16 protein-coding genes are annotated in these 24,161 nt (G+C 54.5%); 4 read left to right on the top strand and 12 right to left on the bottom strand.

The genetic code is table 11. The annotated features are described in order from the left end of the window. Nucleotides 1-99: 99 nt before the first annotated feature. The 10 genes from JQR90_RS03560 to JQR90_RS03515 form a co-directional block, all read right to left on the bottom strand. Nucleotides 100-1,518: an FAD-dependent oxidoreductase gene (locus JQR90_RS03560; protein ID WP_010797039.1), complete on the bottom strand. Its 1,419-nt coding sequence runs from the start codon at nucleotides 1,516-1,518 to the stop codon at nucleotides 100-102. Between the two features lie 102 nt (nucleotides 1,519-1,620). Beyond that, nucleotides 1,621-6,069, bottom strand: a complete 4,449-nt coding sequence (gene gltB / locus JQR90_RS03555) for a glutamate synthase large subunit (RefSeq protein WP_010797038.1) — start codon at nucleotides 6,067-6,069, stop codon at nucleotides 1,621-1,623. Nucleotides 6,070-6,283: 214 nt separating this feature from the next. Continuing rightward, nucleotides 6,284-7,888 (bottom strand): SPOR domain-containing protein, encoded by a 1,605-nt coding sequence (locus JQR90_RS03550; protein ID WP_010797037.1) that lies wholly within the window; start codon nucleotides 7,886-7,888, stop codon nucleotides 6,284-6,286. Nucleotides 7,889-7,898: 10 nt separating this feature from the next. Continuing rightward, nucleotides 7,899-9,002, bottom strand: a complete 1,104-nt coding sequence (gene aroB, locus JQR90_RS03545; protein WP_010797036.1) for a 3-dehydroquinate synthase — start codon at nucleotides 9,000-9,002, stop codon at nucleotides 7,899-7,901. Nucleotides 9,003-9,051: 49 nt separating this feature from the next. Then, nucleotides 9,052-9,570, bottom strand: a complete 519-nt coding sequence (gene aroK / locus JQR90_RS03540) for a shikimate kinase AroK (protein ID WP_037030744.1) — start codon at nucleotides 9,568-9,570, stop codon at nucleotides 9,052-9,054. A gap of 5 nt (nucleotides 9,571-9,575) precedes the next feature. Continuing rightward, nucleotides 9,576-11,702: a type IV pilus secretin PilQ gene (pilQ, locus tag JQR90_RS03535; protein ID WP_010797034.1), complete on the bottom strand. Its 2,127-nt coding sequence runs from the start codon at nucleotides 11,700-11,702 to the stop codon at nucleotides 9,576-9,578. 9 nt (nucleotides 11,703-11,711) lie between these two features. After that, nucleotides 11,712-12,236 (bottom strand): type 4a pilus biogenesis lipoprotein PilP, encoded by a 525-nt coding sequence (pilP, locus tag JQR90_RS03530; RefSeq protein ID WP_010797033.1) that lies wholly within the window; start codon nucleotides 12,234-12,236, stop codon nucleotides 11,712-11,714. Then, nucleotides 12,233-12,856: a type 4a pilus biogenesis protein PilO gene (pilO, locus tag JQR90_RS03525; protein WP_010797032.1), complete on the bottom strand. Its 624-nt coding sequence runs from the start codon at nucleotides 12,854-12,856 to the stop codon at nucleotides 12,233-12,235. The genes pilP and pilO overlap by 4 nt, the downstream gene beginning before the upstream one ends. Continuing rightward, complete coding sequence (locus JQR90_RS03520) at nucleotides 12,853-13,440, bottom strand: PilN domain-containing protein (protein ID WP_010797031.1); 588 nt, start codon at nucleotides 13,438-13,440, stop codon at nucleotides 12,853-12,855. The genes pilO and JQR90_RS03520 overlap by 4 nt, the downstream gene beginning before the upstream one ends. Further along, complete coding sequence (locus JQR90_RS03515) at nucleotides 13,440-14,504, bottom strand: pilus assembly protein PilM (protein ID WP_010797030.1); 1,065 nt, start codon at nucleotides 14,502-14,504, stop codon at nucleotides 13,440-13,442. Before JQR90_RS03515 ends, JQR90_RS03520 begins: the two co-directional genes overlap by 1 nt. Nucleotides 14,505-14,685: 181 nt before the next feature. On the opposite strand from JQR90_RS03515, the gene JQR90_RS03510 reads away from it, so the two are divergent. Next, entirely contained in the window at nucleotides 14,686-17,112 is a 2,427-nt protein-coding gene (locus JQR90_RS03510; protein ID WP_434140457.1) for a penicillin-binding protein 1A, read from the top strand. A 48-nt stretch (nucleotides 17,113-17,160) separates the two neighbouring features. On the opposite strand, the gene JQR90_RS03505 is transcribed toward JQR90_RS03510, so the two are convergent. Further along, the gene (locus JQR90_RS03505; RefSeq protein WP_010797028.1) at nucleotides 17,161-18,429 is read right to left on the bottom strand and encodes a malic enzyme-like NAD(P)-binding protein; all 1,269 of its coding nucleotides are present in this window, start codon (nucleotides 18,427-18,429) and stop codon (nucleotides 17,161-17,163) included. A gap of 514 nt (nucleotides 18,430-18,943) precedes the next feature. Beyond that, nucleotides 18,944-19,162 (bottom strand): 50S ribosomal protein L31, encoded by a 219-nt coding sequence (gene rpmE / locus JQR90_RS03500; RefSeq protein WP_010797026.1) that lies wholly within the window; start codon nucleotides 19,160-19,162, stop codon nucleotides 18,944-18,946. Nucleotides 19,163-19,323: 161 nt separating this feature from the next. Here rpmE and JQR90_RS03495 point away from each other — a divergent pair, with 161 nt between their 5' ends. The 3 genes from JQR90_RS03495 to JQR90_RS03485 all read left to right on the top strand — a co-directional run bounded on the left by JQR90_RS03495 (nucleotide 19,324) and on the right by JQR90_RS03485 (nucleotide 24,118). Then, nucleotides 19,324-21,543 (top strand): primosomal protein N', encoded by a 2,220-nt coding sequence (locus JQR90_RS03495; protein WP_037030742.1) that lies wholly within the window; start codon nucleotides 19,324-19,326, stop codon nucleotides 21,541-21,543. Nucleotides 21,544-21,672: 129 nt separating this feature from the next. Then, entirely contained in the window at nucleotides 21,673-23,412 is a 1,740-nt protein-coding gene (gene argS, locus JQR90_RS03490) for an arginine--tRNA ligase (protein ID WP_010797024.1), read from the top strand. 10 nt (nucleotides 23,413-23,422) lie between these two features. Beyond that, nucleotides 23,423-24,118: an SPOR domain-containing protein gene (locus tag JQR90_RS03485; RefSeq protein ID WP_010797023.1), complete on the top strand. Its 696-nt coding sequence runs from the start codon at nucleotides 23,423-23,425 to the stop codon at nucleotides 24,116-24,118. The last annotated feature ends 43 nt before the right edge of the window (nucleotides 24,119-24,161 follow it).

The raw sequence follows: 24,161 nt of genomic DNA, 5'->3' as shown, positions 1-24,161 counted from the left end.
AGACACAAAAATAAAAGGCACGGAGAGATCCGTGCCTTTTATCTATCGAGCCCTTAACCGCTTTGCCCTTGAACTGCAAAGCAGCTTATGGCTGGTGCTTCAAACGCCCAGGTAATCCAGGATACCTTCAGCTGCAGTACGACCTTCGAATACTGCAGTCACCACCAGATCCGAACCTCGCACCATATCGCCGCCCGCAAAAATCTTGGGGTTGCTGGTTTGATGCTTGAACTGACCGACAGAAGGAGCGACTACACGGCCCTGATTATCCATTGCAATCGTATGTTGCTCGAACCACTCTGCGGGGCTTGGGCGGAAACCGAAAGCGATGACTACCGCATCTGCCGGCAGGATCTCTTCGGATCCCGGAATCGGTTCAGGACTGCGACGGCCCCGGGCATCCGGCTCGCCCAGACGCGTCTCGACAACCTTGACGCCTTCCACCTTGTCTTCACCAATGATCGCAATCGGCTGGCGATTGAAGAGGAACTTAACACCCTCCTCCTTGGCATTCTTCACCTCACGACGCGAGCCCGGCATGTTCTCGGCATCGCGACGGTAAGCACAGGTTACGCTCTTGGCACCCTGGCGAATCGAGGTGCGGTTGCAATCCATCGCGGTATCACCGCCGCCCAGAACCACAACGCGCTTGCCTTTCATATCGACAAACTCGTCAGCAGACTTCTCGAAGCCCAGGTTACGGTTGACGTTAGCCACCAGAAAATCCAGGGCATCGTGCACACCTGGCAAATCTTCGCCAGGGAAACCGCCTTTCATGTAGGTATAAGTTCCCATCCCCATGAAGAGCGCATCGTATTCCTCAAGCAGCTGCTCCACTGTGATGTCCTTGCCTATCTCGGTATTGAGGCGGAACTCTATCCCCATACCGGTAAAGACCTCGCGGCGGCGCGCCATCACGCTTTTCTCAAGCTTGAATTCGGGAATGCCAAACGTTACCAGACCGCCAATTTCCGGATTCTTGTCGAATACAACAGGCGTAACGCCGTTGCGGACTAGAATATCGGCGCAGCCAAGACCTGCAGGACCTGCACCAATGATGGCAACCCGCTTGCCGGTTGGCACCACCTTGGACATATCCGGCCGCCAACCCATGGCAAAAGCGGTATCAGCGATATATTTCTCTACCGAACCGATAGTAACGGCACCGAAACCATCGTTCAGGGTACACGCGCCTTCACACAAGCGGTCCTGCGGACACACACGACCACAAACTTCGGGCAGCGTATTGGTCTGATGGACCAGCTCGGCTGCAGCCAGGATATTGCCTTCCGAAACCAGCTTCAGCCAGTTTGGTATGTAGTTGTGAACCGGGCACTTCCACTCGCAGTAAGGGTTGCCGCATCCCAGGCAGCGGTGCGCCTGCTCAGATGCCTGCTGCGGCTTAAACGGATCGTAAATCTCAACGAATTCTTTCTTGCGCTGACGCAGGAGTTTCTTCTTCGGGTCCTTGCGGACGACCTCTATGAACTGGAAGTCGTTATTCAGACGTTCAGCCATTACCTAAACCTCATCACGGCAGCGTTCAGTCTCGCTGCTGCAGGAAAACTCACGGTCGCAACCAGCGCCTGACAAAGTGTCAGGCGCTGGTTGCCTATAGCATTACTGCGGATTTGCCCGAGTAGTGGATAGCAGTGAGGCCAGGCTGGCAGCCTTGGGCTTCACCAACCAGAACTTGCGGAAATAATCATCCAGGTTTTCGAGCAGATAGTGTCCCCACTCACTGCTCGTTTCCTCGGCGTACTCGGTCAGCACGCGGCTCAGGTGACTGCGATAAGCCTCCATGGCCTCGTTGCTGATACGCTGAATTTCCACGAGTTCATGGTTAACACGGTCAACAAAGCTGTTATCCATGTCCAGCACGTAGGCGAAGCCGCCTGTCATACCGGAGCCGAAGTTGTAACCCGTCTTGCCCAGAACGCAGATGAAGCCACCGGTCATATATTCGCAGCAGTGATCACCGGTTCCCTCGACGACCGCATGGGCACCAGAGTTACGAACACCAAATCGCTCGCCCGCGGTACCCGCCGCAAACAGTTTGCCACCCGTGGCACCGTACAAGCAGGTGTTACCAATGATGGCCGACTCCTGACTTTTGAAGGCGCTACCCTTGGGCGGAGTGATGACCAGCTTGCCGCCTGTCATACCCTTGCCCACATAATCGTTGGCGTCACCCTCAAGATAGAGGTTCAGGCCACCGGCATTCCATACGCCAAAGCTCTGCCCTGCCGTTCCTGTAAAGCGGAACGTGATAGGCGCCGACGTCATACCCTGGTTGCCATGCTGACGAGCAATCTCACCGGATACACGTGCGCCAATGGAGCGGTCACAGTTGCTTACCTTCAGACTGAACTCACCGCCCGTCTTACCTTCGATAGCTGACTGGGCCAGGCGGACCATTTCCTCAGCCAGGAGACCCTGGTCAAATGGCGGGTTCTTCTCAACAAGGCAGTGCTGGGGCTTGTCTGCCGGAATATGGTCGCTACCCAGAAGTGGTGTCAAATCCAGGTTGTGCTGCTTGGCCGTTTCGCCAGGCAGGATCTCTAACAGATCGGTACGGCCGATCAACTCACCCAAGCTTCTTACACCCAGGCGCGCCAGCCACTCGCGTGTTTCTTCTGCCACAAAGGTGAAGAAGTTGGTCACCATCTCAACGGTACCGATGAAATGGTTCTTGCGCAGCTTATCGTTCTGGGTCGCCACGCCGGTAGCGCAGTTGTTCAGGTGACAGATACGCAGGTACTTACAACCCAATGCAATCATCGGCGCGGTACCAAAGCCAAAGCTTTCTGCACCTAGAATCGCCGCCTTGATCACGTCGAGGCCGGTTTTGAGACCGCCATCGGTCTGTACGCGAACCTTTCCACGCAGGTCATTGCCACGCAATGTCTGATGCGCCTCGGCCAGTCCCAACTCCCAAGGACTGCCCGCGTACTTGATGGACGTTACTGGTGATGCACCTGTACCACCGTCATAGCCGGAGATGGTAATCAGATCGGCATAAGCCTTGGCGACACCGGCCGCTACCGTACCAACGCCAGGCTCCGATACCAGTTTAACGGACACCAGCGCCTTTGGATTGACCTGCTTGAGATCAAAGATCAGCTGGGCCAAGTCCTCAATCGAGTAGATATCGTGATGGGGCGGAGGGGAAATCAGGGTTACGCCCGGTACGGCATAGCGCAACTGAGCGATCAGGCCATTCACCTTGCCGCCCGGCAACTGGCCACCTTCGCCCGGCTTGGCGCCCTGGGCCACCTTGATTTGCAGGACTTCGGCATTGACCAGGTATTCTGGTGTTACACCGAAACGTCCCGTGGCTACTTGCTTAATCTTGGAGCTTTTCAGCGTGCCGTAACGCGCCGGGTCTTCACCGCCCTCACCCGAGTTAGAGCGGCCGCCCAAGCGGTTCATTGCCTCGGCCAGTGCCTCATGCGCCTCTGGAGACAGGGCACCGAGCGAGATACCGGCGGCATCGAAACGCTTGAAAATGCTTTCCAGCGGCTCGACTTCTTCAAGCGCCAGCGGCGTGTCGCTGACCTTAACCTTGAGCAGGTCACGAATCATGGCTACGGGACGCTGGTCAACCAGGGCGGAATACTCACGGAACCGTGCATAGTCGCCTTGCTGAACAGCTGCCTGGAGCAGATTGACAACATCCGGGTTATACGCGTGATATTCACCACCGTAGACATACTTCAGCAAGCCGCCCTGCTGGATCGGCTTACGGTTGCTCCAGGCTTCGTTCGCCAGCAGCTTCTGCTCGACCTCAATGTCGGCAAAGCGGGCGCCCTGTATGCGGCTAGTGACGCCCGGGAAGCATAGATCCGTCACCTCACTGGACAAACCAACCGCCTCAAACAACTGGGCGCCACGGTAGGAAGCCACAGTGGAAATGCCCATCTTGGACAGGATTTTCAGCAGCCCTTTGGTAATTCCCTTGCGGTAGTACTTGAAGACCTCATAAAGATCACCCAGGACTTCGCCCGTACGGATCAGGTCACCCAATACCTCATAGGCCAGGAAGGGATAAACCGCTGTCGCGCCAAAACCAATCAGTACCGCAAAGTGATGAGGATCGCGGGCAGTTGCGGTTTCAACCAGGATGTTGCAGTCGGTGCGCAAGCCAGTGTGCACCAGGCGGTGATGAACAGCACCTACTGCCAGGGACGCATGCACAGGCAGCTTGCCCGGCTCGATTGCACGGTCCGACAGTACAATCAGGACTTTTCCTGCACGAACCGCTTCCTCGGCCTGATCGGCAATATTTCGTACCGCCGCTTCCAGCCCCACGCTTTCATCATAGTTGAGATCAATGACGAAACGATCAAACCCGGGACGCTCCAGCGTCATCAGGGTACGCCACTTGGCGGGCGATATAACCGGCGAACTTAGGATTGCGCGGTTGGCATGTTCGGCCGTCTCCTCGAACACGTTGCGCTCGGCACCTAGACAAGTCTCGAGCGACATGACAATGGCTTCACGCAGCGGGTCGATAGGCGGGTTGGTCACCTGCGCAAACTGCTGACGGAAGTAGTCATAGTTCGAACGGATACGCTTGGACAGCACGGCCATCGGCGTATCGTCACCCATGGAACCGACGGCTTCCTGCCCCTGCTCGGCCAATGGACGCAGCACTTGATCGCGTTCTTCGAACGTGACCTGGAACATTTTCATGTACTGACGCAGACGATCCGAATCGTAGAAAGGCGATCCATGATCCTTATCGTCCAATGTAGCCTGAATACGCAGGGCATTCTTGCGCAGCCACTGCTTGTAAGGATGGCGTGATTTCAGACGGTTATCGATATCATCTGCCTCAAGCACCTGTCCGGTTTCGGTATCGACCGCAAGGATCTGACCCGGACCGACACGTCCCTTGGCAATCACATCACTGGGCTCGTAATCCCAGACACCCACTTCCGAGGCCAGGGTGATATAGCCATTCTTGGTTGTCACCCAGCGGGCAGGACGCAAGCCGTTGCGATCAAGCAGGCAGACGGCATAGCGCCCGTCTGTCAATACAACTCCAGCCGGACCATCCCATGGCTCCATGTGCATGGAGTTGAATTCATAGAATGCGCGAAGCCCTGAGTCCATCGTTTCGACGTTCTGCCAGGCTGGCGGAATGATCATGCGCACGGCACGGAACAGGTCCATTCCGCCGGTCACCAGCAATTCGAGCATGTTATCCATGCTTGAGGAGTCGGACCCTACGGTATTGACCAAATCACCCAGGCTATCCAGATCAGGAAGCAGCTCATTGACGAACTTGGTACGCCGCGCTCGGGCCCAGTTACGGTTGCCCGTGATGGTATTGATCTCGCCATTGTGCGCCAGGTAGCGGAACGGCTGCGCCAACGGCCACTTGGGCAGCGTGTTGGTCGAGAAACGCTGATGGAACACGCAAATGGCAGTTTGCAGACGTTCATCGCCGAGGTCAGGGAAAAACGCAGCCAGATCTGCTGGCATCATCAAGCCTTTATAGATGATGACCTTACTGGACAAACTGCAGACATAATGCTCCGCATCGTTCTTGTTCAATACCGAAGAACGGCGGCGGGATGTGAATAACTTTACGGCGAACTGCTGATCATCGAGACCTTCGCCGCTAATGAATACCTGCTCGATCTTAGGTAGGCGCTCAAGCGCCAAAGGTCCTAATACAGAGGTATCCACGGGAACCTTGCGCCACCCGACCACGGTAAGGCCAGCAGCAGCAAATTCGGAATTCATGTGGTTTCTGGCCACATCGGCCTTTTGGTCGTCCTGATTGAGGAAAACCATGCCAACGGCGTATTGGGCGGGTAGCTCAACGCCGAATGTTTCTAAAGCGACAGCGCGAAGGAACGCGTCGGGCTTTTGTATCAACAGACCGCAACCGTCGCCGGTTTTGCCGTCTGCATTGATACCGCCGCGATGCGTCATGCAGGTCAGGGCCTCGATGGCCGTTTGCAGCAAATGGTGACTCGCCTGGCCCTGCATATGGGCAATCAGGCCGAAGCCGCAGTTATCCTTGAACGTTTCAGGATTGTACAGGCCTGCTTTCATGGGAACTCTCACCGGCAATCTATTTCTAGTCAATCCACTTGTCACTGCCAGGCGCTTGGGCACGCTACTTTTACGGCAGGCAAAGGGATGACATTGTATACCGGATATCAGAACAAGACAAAGTTTTTGTCGCGATCCTGAATCTTAGAGTCCTAAAAATGAAATACGCCCATGTCGCAAAATGATATATGCAACATGGGCGCTGTCTAAAGAATTATCGCGTTGAAGCGATATCCTGCTGGATGCTGGCAAACGTGCGAGGCCATGGCTTGGCCGACTGAACCTTGGCAGGCAATTGTTTCACAGCTGCCTCAGCTGCCGCACGGTTAGCGAAACTACCATAGGTCACAACATAAAGCGCCTTACCTTGGTACTGCTTTTTGAAATAACGATAATTGGCGCTATCGCTTTGCTGCTGAATAAAGGCTTGCGCACTGCTTTCAGAGCTGGTTCCTAACACCTGAAGCGCATAGTGCGTTCCACCCTGAGTGCTGTACCAGCCACCGCCATTGCCCTGAGCTGTCTTGGGTGTTTCCTGAGCTGCAGGCTTTGCCGGCGCAGGCTTGGGCTCAACCTTGACTTCAGGCTTGACCGGCGCAGAAGCAACCTGTCTGGGTGTTGTATGTACAGGCTCGGCTGGAGCAGGTGTTGCGGCCGGCGCCAGGGGACGCGTTGGAGCCGTTACACTGACAGGCGCCTGGGCAGAAGGCATCTCAGGTGGCGTTGAGGAAAAATCGTCTTCGCCAGACTGAATAGAGCCGCTCACGCCATTGCCTTCAGACTCCTCCTGCCCTGCTGCCTGAGCCAGCGGCTCACGGATGACGGGCTGGGCCTCACCGACCAAAGGCAACGGCAAAGGCTGGGAAGAACCATCGAACTTAATTGCCGTTCCCGACTTGCCATCCCCTTGGGATTGTTCGGTCCCGTCAGTCGAGGCCATCTTGGGCGATGAATCATTACCCTTCATGAGCAACGCCGCCAAGACACCGACAGCGATGACTGCCACAATGATCAGGTGCTTGCGAGGCAGGTTAGCCAATAGCTGTTGACCACCCTTGAATTTGCTACCACCACCGCCACGCTGACTCAGCATGCCGCTGATCAACACGTCTCGCGCAGCTTCGTTGATCTCCCCCGGCCATCCACCGGAGGTCTGGTGAATGGTCTCGATCTGCTCTGGCGTAAAAATATCAATACTTTGGCCAGCACCTTCCAGGCGCTGCGCCAGATACCCTTGAGTTTCCTCTTCGGTATAAGGCAAAAGCTCGATGGCGTGGTAGCGCTCCTCGCCTTGCGCAAGGCTTTCCAGCTTACCTGTCAGCTCGGCGTCCCCAAACAGGAATACATGAGGGCGATTCTTCTCATCACCTTCTGCCAATGCCAACAGGGCTTCCAGTGCGTCATCATCCAACTCATGGGCATCGTCGACCAGAAAATAGACTTCCTGGCCAGTCAATGTCACTTGACCAACCTGAGATAGCACCGCTTCGATGCTCGCTTGAGGCGTGCCCAATCCCTGACTTAACTTGCGCAATAGTGTGTTCTTGTCCTGCACCTCACGTGCCGACACGACAACATTATGGACCGCATCCTTTTTGGTACTGGCAACAAGCGCCTGTCTCAGCAAGGTTTTCCCGCTTCCGGCAGGCCCTGTTACCGCAAGCAGAAGATGGCTATAGCGAGCAAGATGATGTAACTGCCCGAGAACCGTTTTGCGCTGGGCAGGATAAAACTTGAATCCTGGCACGCGTGGCGCAAAAGGATCGTGAGTAAATTCGTAATGGCCGAGGAAGGCCTCGTCGGCATGCAGACTGGACATAAGACTTCTTTCAATCTCCGAGCTGTTCCGCCAAAGCCTGATAATCGGCACTTAGCGTCTGCTTGAGGGTGTCATAAGGGAAATCACTGGTTACCACGGCCTCGCCCAACCGCTTGAGCAGCACAAGGCGCAACTGGCCATCCAGAACCTTTTTATCAACCGCCATGTATTTCATGAAATCGTCAGGCGACATGCTAGCAGGAGGAACGACAGGAAGCCCCGCACGCTTGAATAACCGTAGGGCTCGAATCTGATCATCACGGCTCAGCCAACCCAGACGACAAGACATTTCCAGCGCCATCGCCGTACCGGCAGCAACCGCCTCACCATGCAGCCATGAGCCATACCCCTGGTGCGCCTCGATTGCATGCCCAAACGTATGCCCCAAGTTCAGCGTGGCTCGAATGCCGGACTCCCGCTCATCCGCGCCAACCACATCAGCCTTCGCTGCACAGGAGCGCTCTATAGCCTCGCTCAGCTTGGATTGATCTAGCAAGCGTAATTGATCGATGCTTTCTTCCAGCCTTACCAGGAAAGGCTCATCGCAGATCAATCCATACTTGATGACTTCAGCAAGCCCAGCTGACAGCTCACGTTCAGGTAGCGTAACAAGGCTGGAGGTATCGATCACTACAGCCTTGGGTTGATAGAACGCGCCTACCATATTCTTGCCAAGCGGATGATTGATTCCGGTTTTACCCCCCACGGAGGAATCCACCTGTGACAACAGAGTGGTTGGAACCTGAATGAAATCAACGCCCCGTTGATAACATGCGGCTGCAAACCCTGCCATGTCACCGATCACACCCCCGCCCAGGGCAATGATAGTGGTGGCACGGTCATGTTTGTCTTCAAGCAAGGCATCAAAGATTTTTTGTAGAACTTCCCATGTCTTATAGCGCTCTCCATCAGGCAGCACGACAGCGGTTACTTCTTTACCCTGCAGTGTGGCTTTGAGCTTTTCCAAATAAAGAGGCGCTACCGTCTCGTTGGTAACGACGGCGACCTTTCGGCCTTTTATGTAGGGCAGAATGTACTGCTGCTGGGACAGCACGTCCTGACCTATGAAGATGGGATAACTACGCTCGCCCAAATTGACGTTTAGTGTTCGCATAAATCCCCCCAATGAAAGGCCGCTAGGATAACGCAGAACGCCAGAGCCTTTAACGAGGGATGAGTGCTTTTAAACGCTCAAGTATTTGCTGAACGACCAGTCGAGGGGGCCGCTCGTCCGTTTCTATGATGGTGGCCGCTATCTCACGGTAGAGCGGATCGCGAACAGCCATCAGATTACGCAAGACCTGTGCAGGATCGGGCGTCTGCAAAAGGGGGCGGTTCCGATCACGGGCCGTTCTTTCGATCTGCTGCTCGACGGAGGCATGTAAATAGATCACATGCCCGCTTGCTTTCAGGATGCGCCTGTTATCTTCATGCAGTACCGAGCCGCCTCCGGTAGCAAGCACCAGCCCTGATGATTTACAAAGGTCCTCCAGAACCAGGCGTTCCCGCTCACGAAAGCCCTGCTCCCCCTCAACATCAAAAATCCAGGGAATATTAGCTCCGGTCCGCTGCTCGATTTCTCTGTCAGCGTCTTTGAACGGGAGATGGAGCTCTTTAGCGAGCAGGCGTCCGATGGTGCTTTTACCAGCACCCATCGGACCCACGAGAAACACATTCAGCACTTCAATCAACGACCAACGGCAATAGCTTGGTTGTTCATGATACGCGGAGTGAGGAAGACAAGCAGCTCTACTTTTTCATCCGTAACCGAGTCGCGTCTAAATAGGCGACCGACATAGGGAACATCGCCCAATAAAGGTACTTTACTCGTCGACTTGCTTTGAGTATTCGAGAAAACGCCCCCGATTACGATAGTTTCACCATCAGCCACTAGTACTTTGGCATTCACCTCGTTTTTTGAAATAGGCGGAGCGCCATTATCCAGGCGATTCTGATAGTCAGGTGCATCCTTATTCACCTTAACTTCCATGATAATTCGATTATCAGGCGTGATCTGAGGCGTTACCTCTAACGAAAGCGCCGCTTCCTTAAAGGAGGTACTTGTTGCACCGCTCGAACTGGCCTCCTGATAAGGAATCTCGGTACCACGCAAGATTTTTGCTGTTTCTTTATCAGACGTTACTACCTTGGGTTGAGAGACTATCTCACCATTACCAGTAGCCTCCATGGCAGACAACTGAAGATCCAAAGTAGTACTGCCCGTCAAGAACCCGATCCCAATACCGGACGTTGCACTACCTACACCCAAATCTACAAAAGGTGAAGACGTCCCAGTAGTAGAGCCAGCGCCTCCACTGATAGTAAAGTTGCCATTGCCAGACCGAGAACCTGACCAGTTAACACCTAGCTGTTTGTTGTAGTTGACGTTTGCCTCAACGATCCTCGCCTCGATCATCACCTGACGAACCGGAATATCGAGCTGAGAGACAATTCGTCTTAGCTCATCCAGGCGATCTTGGGTCTGGTAAGCAATGATGCTATTGGTTCGATCATCGACAGTGATAGAGCCACGCTCGCTTTGTCCGGCATCAGCCTTAGTAACCGACTGGAACAGCTTGGCCATATCGGCAGCCTTGGCGTAATTAACCTGGATCAGCTCTCTGCGTAGCGGCGCCAGCTCCTGAATCTGCTTTTGTGACTCCAATTCCTGGCGCTCACGCGCCGCAATCTCATCCGCTGGCGCAATCAACAGCACGTTGCCTATTTGTCGCTTGTCGAGTCCCTTGGTTTTCAGAACAAGGTCAAGCGCTTGATCCCACGGCACGTTCTGCAGGCGCAGCGTGATGTTGCCTTGTACAGTGTCACTGGCCACCAGGTTCAAACCGGTGAAGTCAGCAATTAACTGAAGGACCGAGCGAACATCGATATCTTGGAAATTCAAAGACAATTTTTCACCGGTATAGGTGAAACGCTCAGCGGCACGCTGTTCCTTTTCCTTGGCAGTCAGTGGCTTGACGCTAATGGTCAGCTTGTTATCTGTCTGGTAGGCCAGATAGTCATATACGCCTGTAGGCTCAATTGTAATGACCGTGTCACCAGCCTGACTTGAGGCGTTTACAAACTGTACTGGCGTAGCAAAGTCTTTGACGTCAAGCCGAACACGTAGAGCATCAGGGAGCTGCGTCTTGCCGAAGTTAAGACGAATCTTTCCACCCTGCTCCTGTATGTCAGGGCTGATACCTGTTTCTGAAAGGTCAATGATAACGTTACCTTCTCCGTCATCACCTCGCTTGAAGTCGATATTCCTGATGGCTTTCCCAGCCAATCTCGGCACGCTGGAAAAGACACGGCCGGCAGGGTTGGTTGCAGGCGCTGGGGCTTGCGCAGCACCGGAGCGCGGCAAGGATGGTGCCGGGACAGAAGCACTAGTCGTGCGAGCAGCCTGGTCGCCGCCAATGACAACGAACAGGTCGTTACCCTGAACGCGGGTCGAGTAAGGCGCCAATGCAGTCAGATTCACGATAAGACGCGTGCGGTCACCCGCCTCGACTACGGTAACGCTTCTGGCATTCCCCGATCCCAACTCCTTGTTGCGAACGCCTAGCTTGTTATTAACGCCAGGCAGATCCAAAGCGATGCGCGCAGGTTGCTCAATGGTATAGCCCTTGGGGGCTGTTACTGGCTGATCGAACGATAGTTTGAGTTCGACTCTGTCGCCCGGCAAAGAGGCCACGTTCAAGGCCTTGAGATCTGCCGCCAGCAGCAAAGAGGGACAGATTCCGCTCAAGAGTATGGCCAGCGTGAGGGCGCTCTTCCCTGAGACCCTTTGTAGAATAGTTTTGTGCAACATCATGCCCCGTCCTTAAGAACTCTCTATTAGCGAAAGAGTACGGGGTCTTTCGAGCCAGCCGCCCTCTCCATCAGGAACGATCTCAATCACATCAATCTGACTTTCGGTAATAGAAACGATACGCCCATCGTTTCTACCCAGATAATCACCCACCTTGACGCGGTGAACTCCTCCAGCTCCCTTGATCAAGGCAAAACGACCTGATGCATTGGAAAGCGTGCCCACCATCTGGAAGGTTTCAATATTGAAGCCTTCCAGAAATTGTTTCGGCCTGGTTTCATCAGGCTTGATGTTCTTTGATCCTCTTTGCTTCGCCGTTAAATCAATTTTTATAGGTGGCTGGAATGGGCTGCGCATATCAGCCGCGCCATAAGCAAATGGCTCATAAGGCTGAAACTGGGGCAATGGCTCTATACTCCCCTTCGGCCTTGCCCGAACTTCATCCATATAACTTTGAAGATCGGACACATCATCCCCGCCACCGCACCCTGACAGCGCAGCAAGCAAAAGCCCACACATCAGAATTCGGGCTCTCATTGGTGCAATCCCTTGTCGTTATAGCGATACGTCTTGGCCAGAATGTTCATTCGCAGCTGCGCTCCGCTGTCAGGCGATACACGGCTGATATCGAAATCATGCAACGTCACGATACGCGGCAGGCTTGAGGCACTGCTGACAAATGTCGCCAGATCGTGATAGCTCCCCACCACCGTAATCTGGATGGGCAACTCAACGTAGAACTGCTGTACGTTTTCAGGAAGCAAACGAATCTGCTCGAACTCAAGACCGCTTTTCAACCCGGTACGCGTAATATCTTCGAGCAGTGCAGGTACCTCTGTATCGCTGGGCAACTGACGCAGCATGGCACCAAATGACTCCTCCATTTCAGTCATCTGAACCTTGTAGGCATCCAGGTTAGCGGCTTGAAATGCCTTGCTCCCAAACTGCTGCTTGAGGGTTTCTTCCTGAGCCTGCTTGCTTTCCAGCTCTGTCTGCATGTCCTTCAGATAGAAGTTATAGCCTAGCGCCAGCACCACAGCGACAATCAGAATGCAGGTAATCACCTTGGCTGCTGGGGGCCATGCACCCAGGTTATCCATATCAAGATCATTCAGATCGATCTTGCGAAGGCTTGCCAGAGTATCGGCCAAACTCATGACTTACCTCCTTGTGCGGGCACCGCAGGCGTTGGCACAGCCGGCTTTGTCTGTTTTACCGTCATTTGGAAGGCATTGTTCTGGTCAACTGCACCTGACGTCAGCGCCTTGACCTCTGTCAGATTAGGCGAAGCCAGCCATTCGGAATTTTCGAAGTTACGCATAAGGTTGGAAACACGGTTGTTGGACTCCGCTTCACCAACAATGGAAATGGTATCGCCCTGCATCTTAAGACCAGTGAAATACACGCCATCCGGCAACGTGCGCACCAATTGATCAAACACATGGCCAATGACAGGCCTGTTGCCCTGCAAGTCCTGAATGATCTTCATTCGCTCAAGGAGCTGCTGTCTGCGTGTTTTCAGTTCACTGATTTCCTTGATGCGAGAGTCCAGAACGGCAATTTCGCCTTGTATATAGGCATTACGGGCGTCCTGGTTCTCAATTGCAGAGGTAAAGTACTTATCACCTAGAAAGATGATTGCGGCCGACAGGACAAACATCCCGCCAATAACCACCAGAAAGCGCTTCTTGCGCTCTTCCCTTAGCTGTTCACGCCAAGGTAATAGGTTAATATGGGCCATCAGTCGAAGCTCCTCATAGCCAGACCGCAGGCAATCATGAGCGCCGGAGCGTCGCTGGCCAGAGCACTTGCATTGACTTTGCTATTTAGCGTCATATCAGCAAACGGATTAGCAACTAGGGTCGGAGTGCCAATTTTCTGTTGGATCAGCCGATCCAGGCCGGAAATTGACGCGGTTCCTCCTGCAAGCAAGATATAGTCCACATCGTTGTATTGTCCGGCTGCAAAGAAGAATTGCAGCGAGCGAGCAACCTGCTGGACAACCGCATCCCGAAAAGGGGTCAACACTTCGACCTGATAATCATCAGGCAGACCGCCCTGCTTTTTGGCAAGACCGGCTTCTTCGATGGACAGCCCGTAACGACGCTGGATTTCCTCGGTCAGCTGACGTCCGCCAAAGAGCTGCTCGCGCGTATAAATGGTACGGCCATTATGCAGAACGCTAAGGGTAGTCATCGTGGCGCCAATATCAACAATCGCAACCGTCAATTCATCGACATTACCGCCTAGCTGCCCGGCCATTAGCGTATAAGCACGCTCAAGAGCATAAGCTTCTACATCAATAACCCTGGCGGAAAGCCCGGCCAACGCTAACGCGGCCTCACGAACTTCAACGTTCTCCTTGCGACATGCCGCAAGGAGAACTTCAACACGGCCTGGATTACGCGCCGACTGGCCTTGAACCTCGAAGTCAATCGCCACTTCCTCAAGGGGATAAGGAATATACTGATCCGCCTCAAGCTTGATCTGGTTTTCAAGCTCGTCATCCGAAAGACCCGCATCCATTTCGATGGTCTTTGCAATAACAGCCGAACCCGCTACCGCCACTGCTGCATTTCGAGCATTCGTTCGAGCCTTGGCCAGAACCCGGCCCAGCGCTTGCCCTACGCCTTCAAGCTCGGCAATGTTCTTTTCCACCACGGCGTTCGGCGGCAACGGCTCAACGGCATAGGCTTCGACCCTATACCGTCCACCAGCACGACTCAGCTCAAGCAACTTGACAGACGTTGAGCTGATATCGATTCCCAGTAGCGTATTCGTCTTCTTTTTGAATAGCCCTAGCACAACAGTTTCCCTATCTGTATTCGCCACGCATTGGGCGATTCGTATTCATCGGCATTAGCTGGCAGACTTGACATACGCGCAAATGGCGATCTGTCCCAAAAACTGCCTATAATGCGCCTACTTCTTGGCTCGCAAAATTGTTGCCAGATTCACTTCTTTATAGCTGAAAAAGCCATATCCAATGCGTTTGTTAAAATTTATCTGGTGGTCTTGTCTTGGCATCGTCTGCAGCGTCTTTCTTGGGCTTAGCGGCGCCTTCCTCTACCTTAGCCCGAGCCTACCCTCGGTAGATGCCCTGCGGAACGTGCAGTTGCAGATCCCCCTTCGCATTTACAGCGCAGATGGAAAGCTGATCGCCGAATTTGGAGAAATGCGGCGCTCGCCTTTACGTTTCTCCGAAATCCCTCCAGATTTCATCCATGCGCTGCTTTCGGCTGAGGACGACAATTTTGCCAACCACTACGGTGTAGACGTTAAAAGTCTGATGCGTGCCGTAGCACAATTGGTCAAAACAGGTCACATTCAGACCGGCGGCAGCACCATCACCATGCAGGTGGCCAAGAACTATTTCCTGACCAGCGAACGCAGTTTTTCACGTAAATTCACCGAGATACTGTTGGCCTTGCAAATTGAGCGCCAGCTTACAAAGGATGAAATTCTGCAGCTCTATGTCAACAAGATCTATCTAGGCAACCGCGCCTATGGAATCGAGGCCGCTGCACAGGTGTACTACGGCAAATCAATCAATGAGCTGACGCTAGCGCAGAAAGCGATGATTGCCGGCCTGCCAAAAGCACCGTCACGCTATAACCCGATCGTAAACCCCGAGCGCAGCAAGGAGAGACGAAACTGGATTCTCGAGCGGATGCTAAAGCTGGGTTATATCGATCAGCGCGCCTACGAAACGGCCGTGGCTGAACCTATCGACGCCTACCATCACGTCGCCGTACCGGAGCTCGCAGCGCCCTATGTCGCTGAGATGGCTCGAGCGGAAATGGTCGGACGGTATGGTAGCGATGCCTATACAGAGGGTTATAAGGTTACGACGACTATCGATAGCCACCTGCAGAACGTTGCCAATGCCGCCGTGCGCAACGGCTTGATCGACTATGACCAGCGCCACGGCTATCGTGGAGCTGAAGCGCATTATCCGAACAAGTCGCGCAGTGAATGGTTAAACCTGCTGCAATCCCATCGTACTGTTGGAGGATTGGAGCCAGCCATCGTCACCCAGACCGAAAAAAGCGGCATATTGGTCCTGACAGCAAACGACAAGGAAGAAGCTGTAGCCTGGGAAAATATGAAATGGGCTCGCCCTTATATTAGTGCCAACAGCATGGGGCCTAAACCGAATGCGCCTGGCGATGTCGTCAAAGTAGGTGACCTGATTCGTATTCTGCGTCAAGAAGATGGCAGCTTGCGATTTGTTCAGGTCCCCAAGGCCCAAAGCGCGCTGGTATCGCTTGATCCACAAGACGGTGCCATTCAGGCCTTGGTGGGTGGGTTCTCGTTCGAGCAAAGCAACTACAATCGCGCCACCCAGGCTCGTCGTCAGCCGGGCTCGAGCTTCAAGCCATTCATTTACAGTGCCGCCCTGGATAAAGGCTATACCGCAGCCTCGCTCGTTAATGACGCGCCTATCGTGTTTATGGACAGCAGCATGGACGAGGCGTGGCGTCCCAAGAACGATACGAACACCTTCTTGGGCCCTATACGCCTGCGTGAGGCACTGTATCGCTCGCGCAACCTGGTCTCCATTCGCCTTCTACAAGCCATTGGTATCGATTATGCGATTAACTATGTAACCCGCTTCGGCTTTGAAAAAGACCTTCTGCCACGCAACCTTTCGTTGGCGTTGGGTACACCCGGCCTTACGCCAATGGAAATTGCCAATGGCTGGACAGCTTTTGCAAACGGCGGCTACAAGGTCAACTCTTACATTATCTCGAAGGTTGAGAGTCGCGACGGACAACTGCTTTATCAGGCTAATCCGCCACATGTTCCGCAGAACGCAAATACTGCGGCAGCTGCCCCGGAGAATGTTCAGGTAACACCTGCCAGCGTAACCAACGCCGACGGCACGATGAGTCAGACACCTGCCATTGCACCGCAAATCATTGATCCGCGTAACGCCTATATCATGACTAGCATGCTGCAGGATGTGATCAAGCGCGGCACGGGTCGTCGAGCGCTTGAGCTGAAGCGCGGGGACTTAGCAGGTAAAACCGGAACGACAAACGACTCAAAAGACACATGGTTCTCCGGCTATAACGCTGATTACGTTACTACGGTATGGGTAGGCTTTGATCAGCCAGACACGCTGGGTCGTCATGAGTTTGGCGGTAATGTGGCACTTCCCATCTGGATGCAGTACATGGGCAGTGCTTTGGAAGGCAAACCCGACCACCTGCCAGCGGAACCACCGGGAATTGCCACCCTGCGCATTGATCCTGTCAGTGGCCGAGCGGCTCCGCCTGGTACCCCTGACGCGTACTTCGAGCTGTTCAAGAATGAAGACACACCGCCGCCTATGGATGAGCTAGGCCCAGGCAGCTCGCCTGGCACGCCACTTCCGTCCGATGAGTCTGCCCCAATGGACCTGTTCTAAAGGACAATAAAAAACCCCGCCTAAGCGGGGGTTTTTTTATTGTCCTGGTTAGTGACTAAAAACGTCACTAACCGACTTGAGCGGATAGTGTGCCGGGTATGCACGGGTCGCTACGCCCGACTCGATAGCCGCTTTGGCGACTGCATCGGAGACCACTGTGATCAGACGAGGATCCATAGGCTTTGGAATGATATATCCACGGCCAAAGCTCAACTCATCAACACCATAGGCCTCACATACTTCCTTCGGTACTGGAAGCTTGGCAAGATCCCGTAGCGCATGAGCCGCTGCAATCTTCATTTCCTCATTGATAACCGTAGCCCGCACATCCAGTGCACCTCGGAAAATGAAGGGGAAACCCAACACGTTGTTCACCTGGTTCGGATAGTCGGAACGGCCAGTGGCCATAATGACATCTGAACGGGTTTCATGAGCCAATTCCGGCTTGATCTCCGGATCCGGGTTAGAGCAGGCGAATACGATGGGATTCGGCGCCATGCGCTGCAAATCCTTAGCGCTCAGCAGGTTCGCACCAGACAGACCAACGAACACATCAGCGCCATCCAGCGCGTCAGACAAGGTACGCTTGTCAGTCTCGGTCGCAAAGATAGCCTTGTACTGGTTGAGATCGGTACGACCAGAATGGATCACACCCTGACGATCCAGCATGAAGATATTTTCGACCTTGGCGCCCATGCTAATTAGCAGCTTCATGCAGGAAATGGCTGCCGCACCTGCCCCCAGACAAACGATCTTAGCGTCTTCTATACTCTTGCCAGCAATTTCCAGCGCGTTCAGCATACCAGCCGCAGTCACGATAGCCGTACCGTGCTGATCATCATGGAAAACCGGAATATTGCACTGCTCGATCAGAGCCTTTTCGATCTCGAAGCACTCAGGCGCTTTGATGTCTTCCAGGTTGATACCACCGAAGGTAATGGAAATGCGTTTTACGGTATCAATGAACGCCTGTGGACTTTCGGCATCGACTTCGATATCGAACACGTCGATACCGGCAAAGCGCTTGAACAGGACACCCTTGCCTTCCATAACCGGCTTTGACGCCAATGGTCCCAGATTACCCAGACCAAGGATGGCTGTACCGTCAGAGATCACAGCAACCAGGTTACCTTTACCGGTGTACTGGTAGGCGAGCTCGGCATCACGAGCGATTTCGCGGACAGGCTCTGCTACACCCGGGCTGTAAGCCAGAGATAGATCACGAGCGGTAGCGGTAGGCTTGGTCAGTTCAACGCTCAACTTACCTGGACGGGGTTGAGCATGGTATTCGAGAGCGGCTGTTTTCAAGTCAGACATTATAAGTATCCGCTATGGCGTGTTGGGTCAAAAGTGGATGGAGGATACGCAAGAAGATTACGCCCCACAAGCAATGGCCCCAATAGTCAATAGCTGTTGTATACGACTTTAGGCCAATCCTGTGTAGCCTTCATCCACATGTAACGAGACGAACCGCCTTGAGGCTAAACGTGCTTTGCAAGACAGGCTCAGGTAGATCGGAACATCGATAACAGGCGTGAACGGTTTGTTCTGCCAGCAGCGCATTGCAAGGGTAACAGCCAGCATTTCAAACCTGACTGCGACAATGCCCTATCGCGTACATGTTCTCATTGTGTGAGGTTGCAGAGCGGCTACGGGATGGGTGAGCCAAGCTCGTGAACTGATTATGCGTCATCAATGCGGATTTGACACCTGCCCCAATGTCACAGCCGACCTTGACGATACAATTCGTCTTTTGCAAGGCAATAAAAAAGGCGTCCATATGGACGCCTTTTGGTCGATCGCTCAGGTACGACATGAGCGATCAAACGTATTACTTCTGAGCAGTACCGAAAACACCGAAGCGCTGCTTGAAGCGATCGATACGACCACCTGCATCCAGCACCTTCTGCTTACCTGTATAGAACGGGTGGCATTCAGAGCACACGTCCAGGTTGATGTTCTTAGCCAGTGTGGAGCGCGTCTTGATGACATTGCCACAGCTGCAGCTTGCTTCGATATTAGTATACGTAGGATGAATATCGGCTTTCATTACGAAATCCTCGAGTTCGTGCCGTGCCGCCACCCGGCGTCATTGCCGAATACCGCACGGATAATAGGCCGCGCATCATAACAGAGGCTTACGACGATGCAAGCCGTTACGTCTACCAATGGTCTGCTAATATCTGCCTCTTTTTGCCTCCGAGTCCAGACGTGTCTGAAGTCCTGCTGCGCCTTGCGCTGCCCTCTCCTTTACGCCGGCTATTCGACTACCGAGCGCCAGCCGGCGTCGACGCCTCGGAACTGATCCCAGGTGTTCGGCTACGCGTACCCTTTGGGCGCAGGGAGATCGTGGGCATTCTGGTGCAGATCGTGTCCGAAACCGATGTTCCGCGAGATAAACTAAAGCCCGCCATTGCGCTGTTGGATACCACCCCCCCAATGCCGGCCAGCCTGATCGAGCTTTGCAAGTGGACAGCCCAGTATTACCAGCACAGCCTGGGCGATACCTTTACGTGTGCCCTGCCAGGACTCCTGCGACAGGGCGACCCTGCCGAGCGGCGGGTCCAGCGGTTCTGGATAGCCAGGCCTGAAGCTGATGTATCGGACCCACGCCTGGTACGAGCGCCACGCCAGCGCGAAGCCTTGAAAGTCGTCAAACAGCACCCACATGGCGTTGCCCATGAATTGCTCAGCCAGCTCGGCCTTGCCAAGGATGCACTCGATACCTTGCAGGCAAAGGGACTGGTCGATGTCGAGTCCCGCCAAATCATGCCAGCCAAACATCACGGCGCCTGGCTGGCACAAGCAGAACTCCCATTCAACCACGAGCAGCGTATTGCCTACGAAGCGGTCAAAGCGAGACTTGGTAGCTTTCACTGCTTTTTATTGGATGGTGTGACGGGAAGCGGCAAAACCGAGGTTTATCTTCAGCTCATACGCCGGACACTCGAAACAGGACGGCAGGCCTTGGTCCTGATCCCGGAAATCAACCTGGGACCACAAACACTGTCCCGCTTCGAGAAACGCTTCAATGCCCGTATCGTGCTGATCCACTCGGCGCTTACCGACCGGGAGCGCACGGACGCCTGGTTGGCTGCACGCGACGGCGATGTCGATATCGTCATAGGAACACGCTCCGCCCTTTTCACTCCGCTGAAAAACCCAGGCCTTATCATTGTCGATGAAGAGCACGATGCGTCTTATAAACAGCAGGAAGGCTTGCGCTACCATGCCCGCGACCTAGCTGTCGTCAGGGCTCGGCTTGAAAGAGTCCCGCTGCTTCTAGGCTCCGCTACTCCTTCCTTGGAAAGTCTTCATAACGCTGAAATCGGTCGCTATGGCCTGCTTCGCCTCACTCAGCGTGCCGGCAGTGCTACTGCCCCAAAGTTTCAGCGCCTGGATGTCAGGAGCCGCCCTCTTGATTCAGGTCTCTCACAGCCATTGGCGCAAGCGATTGGCGACACGCTGAGCAAGGGCCAACAGGTCCTGGTCTTTTTAAATCGCCGTGGCTTTGCGCCTACGCTGCTGTGTCATGACTGCGGCTGGATCGCCCAGTGTCCACGCTGCGATGCCCGTATGACCATTCACCAGCGGTCAGGCGAGCTGCGTTGTCACCATTGCGATCATCGTCAACGCCCGTCACAACACTGTCCTGCCTGCGGCAAGCTGGATCTACGCCCATTGGGTGCAGGTACGGAGCGTGCGGAAGAGCGGCTTCGGATTCTCTTCCCGCAATTTCCAGTGTTGCGTATCGATCGGGATAGCACCATGCGCAAGGATGCCATGGCCAATATCTTCTCCATCATTCAGCGCGGCGAGCCCTGCATCCTGGTAGGAACACAAATGCTGGCCAAGGGGCATCATTTCCCCCGCGTCACGCTGGTAGCCATTCTGGATGCCGATGGGGGCCTCTTTTCAGCAGATTTTCGTGCCAGCGAGCGCATGGCCCAACAAGTGGTTCAGGTAGCCGGTCGCTCAGGCCGTGCAGAGGTACAGGGCCAAGTGTTGATTCAGACTCATCTGGCGGATCATCCCTTGCTGGTACAGCTAACCGAGCAAGGGTACGTGGCCTTCGCCCAGCAAGCCCTGGCAGAACGTCGTGCAGCTGGCCTTCCCCCGTTTACTCACCTGGCGCTGTTACGTGCCGAAGCTTACAAGCCTGGACAGGCAGAAGAATTCCTAGAGCTGGCCTATGCTGAAGCCGATCAGCTGGCAGCAGAGCTGGACTTGCCCCATATTGAGCTTCTCGGTCCTATCCCCGCGCCCATGGAGCGTCGGGCGGGCCGCTTTCGTGCACAGCTTTTATTACAAGCATCACTCCGGGCCCCGCTTCACCGGTTACTGACCAGCTGGGTCTTACGTCTGGAAAGTCTGCCAGCCGGAAGGCAGGTGCGTTGGTCACTGGACGTTGATCCCATAGATCTTTATTAGGACTTTTTTCACCTTAATTTCGGGCTCCGCAGGCCTCAATGACGTCTACACGTTGGCAAGTGATCCTAGCCTGCGGATAATGCAGGGTTTTCATTACGCGCCCAGGCGCGAGCCAAAGGCCAGACGATCATGAAAGACACTATTCGACAGCTTATTCAGAACGCCTTGGAGCGCCTTACTGCCGAAGGCATCTTGCCAGATGGTCTGACGCCGACCATCCAGGTCGAAAATACCAAGGACAAAAGTCACGGCGACTTTGCGAGCAATATCGCCATGATGCTGGCAAAACCTGCCGGCATGAAGCCCCGTGACCTTGCAGAAAAACTGATTGCAGCCCTGCCTGCCGACTCGAGCGTCAGCCAGGTGCAAATTGCGGGCCCAGGTTTTTTGAACTTCTTCCAGAATCACGAACAACTGGCCCAGCGCCTGGATGCTGCGCTGGCTGATACGCATCTGGCCATTCAGAAGTCCGCGCCCAAACAGCGGGTTGTTGTAGACCTCTCCTCTCCCAACCTGGCCAAGGAAATGCATGTGGGTCACCTGCGCTCCACCATCATTGGTGACGCCGTTGCACGTGTACTCGAATTTCTAGGGGATGATGTTATCCGGCAAAATCATGTCGGCGACTGGGGAACCCAGTTCGGCATGCTTCTCGCCTATCTTGAAGAACAGCCTGCGGCAGCTGAAAGCGAGCTTTCCGACCTGGAAACATTTTATCGAGCCGCTAAGAAGCGCTTCGATGAGTCTCCTGAATTTGCCGATCGCGCTCGCGAGCTGGTCGTCAAGCTGCAAGCGGGCGATGAAGCCTGCCTGAAACTATGGCACCGCTTCAATGAGATCTCCCTGAGTCACTGCCAGAAGGTCTATGACCGCCTGAACGTCAAACTCACGCCTGCGGACGTAAAAGGAGAGAGCGCCTACAACAGCGAGCTACCTGGTATCGTGACCGAACTCGATGCCAAGGGCCTGCTTACCGAAAGCGATGGCGCCCGCTGCGTTTTCCTTGAAGAGTTCAAGAATGCGGAAGGCAATCCACTTCCGGTGATCGTGCAGAAGGCAGGAGGCGGCTACCTGTACGCCACGACCGATCTGGCAGCCATGCGCTACCGTAGCCAGGTTCTGAATGCCGATCGAGTCCTTTACTTTGTCGACCAGCGCCAAGCATTGCACTTCCAGATGGCCTTTGAAGTTGCTCGTCTGGCTGGTTTCGTTGCCCCATCCATGAGTCTTGAACATATGGGGTTCGGGACCATGAATGGTGCAGATGGCCGCCCTTTCAAGACGCGCGACGGCGGCACGGTCAAGCTGATCGACCTGCTTGATGAGGCAGAAGAGCGCGCCTACACCTTGGTCAAGGAAAAAAACCCCTCCCTGGAAGAAACCGAGCTGCGTGAAATTGCTCGCGCAGTGGGTATCGGCGCCGTCAAATACGCAGATCTGTCCAAGCACAGAACAAGTGACTACAGCTTCAATTTCGAGCTGATGCTCAGCTTTGAAGGCAATACGGCACCCTATCTGCTCTACGCCTATACCCGCGTCGCCAGTATCTTTCGCAAGCTTGGCCAGGGATACGATGAGGTCGAAGGCCAGATTCGCCTGGAAGCTCCTCAGGAGCAAGATCTGGGTGCTCGTCTGGCCCAGTTTGGCGAAACCCTGAATTCGGTAGCGGAGAAAGGGGTGCCGCATCTTCTATGCGCCTATCTCTACGACATTGCCGGTCTCTTCTCCAGCTTTTACGAAAACTGCCCCATTCTCAGCGCAGAAGATCCTGCTCAACGGCAAAGCCGCCTACGCCTGGCCGCCCTGACCGGACGCACCCTCAAACAAGGTCTCGAACTGCTAGGCCTGAATACACTGGAACGTATGTAAACGGACGTATATGGCAAAGAAAGCAGCACCTAAACGAGGCGCAAGCCGAAATCAGCCAGCCGCCAAGAAGCAGCCTATTCCCGGTTGGGTATGGTTGGCTTCAGGTCTTGCCATTGGTGGCTTCGTGGTCTTTCTGATGAAGCTTGAGCCGGGCAACGATGCCGTTCGTCGCTCCAAGGGTGAGGAGGCACAAGTTGCGTCCAAGACCAAGCAGGAGGCTCCTACTACGCCAACCCCGGTCAAGCCCAAGTATGACTTCTACACACTGCTACCGGAGTCCGAAGTAATCGTGCCTCCGGACGCCGTGCCGCAGACGAGCCCAACCCCTACTCCGCCCAAGCCTGAAACGTCGCCTGCGACGACAGCTCAGCTGCCTGCAGGCTCGCCACAGCAAGCTCAGACACCTGCGCAGGCTGCTACGCAGACACCTGCTCAACAGCCCAAGACAGCAGCACAGCCACCTGTGACGCTGTTCTTCCTCCAGGCAGGCTCGTTTAGAACACAGGCTGACGCTGATCGGGTGAGAGCGCAGATCATCCTGATTGGTCAGGATGTGCGGGTAGAGTCAGGCAAGGTCAAGGATGACACATGGTATCGTGTCCTGGTCGGTCCCTTCAGAGATCGCAACCAACTGACCCAAGCCCAGAGCCAGCTGGCCAGCAACGGTTTCAAGAACCTGCTGCTCCAGCAACGCCAAGGTCGATGACACATGGCGGCCGGAAAAGGCTTGAAGCCTTGGAAGGCCGTCC

The sequence above is a fragment of the Pseudomonas sp. JZ114 genome, assembly GCF_051027705.1.
Lineage (GTDB): Bacteria > Pseudomonadota > Gammaproteobacteria > Pseudomonadales > Pseudomonadaceae > Chryseomonas > Chryseomonas luteola.
The sequence above is the reverse complement of the archived record's forward strand: the minus strand, read 5'-3'. Positions and strand labels throughout refer to the sequence as shown.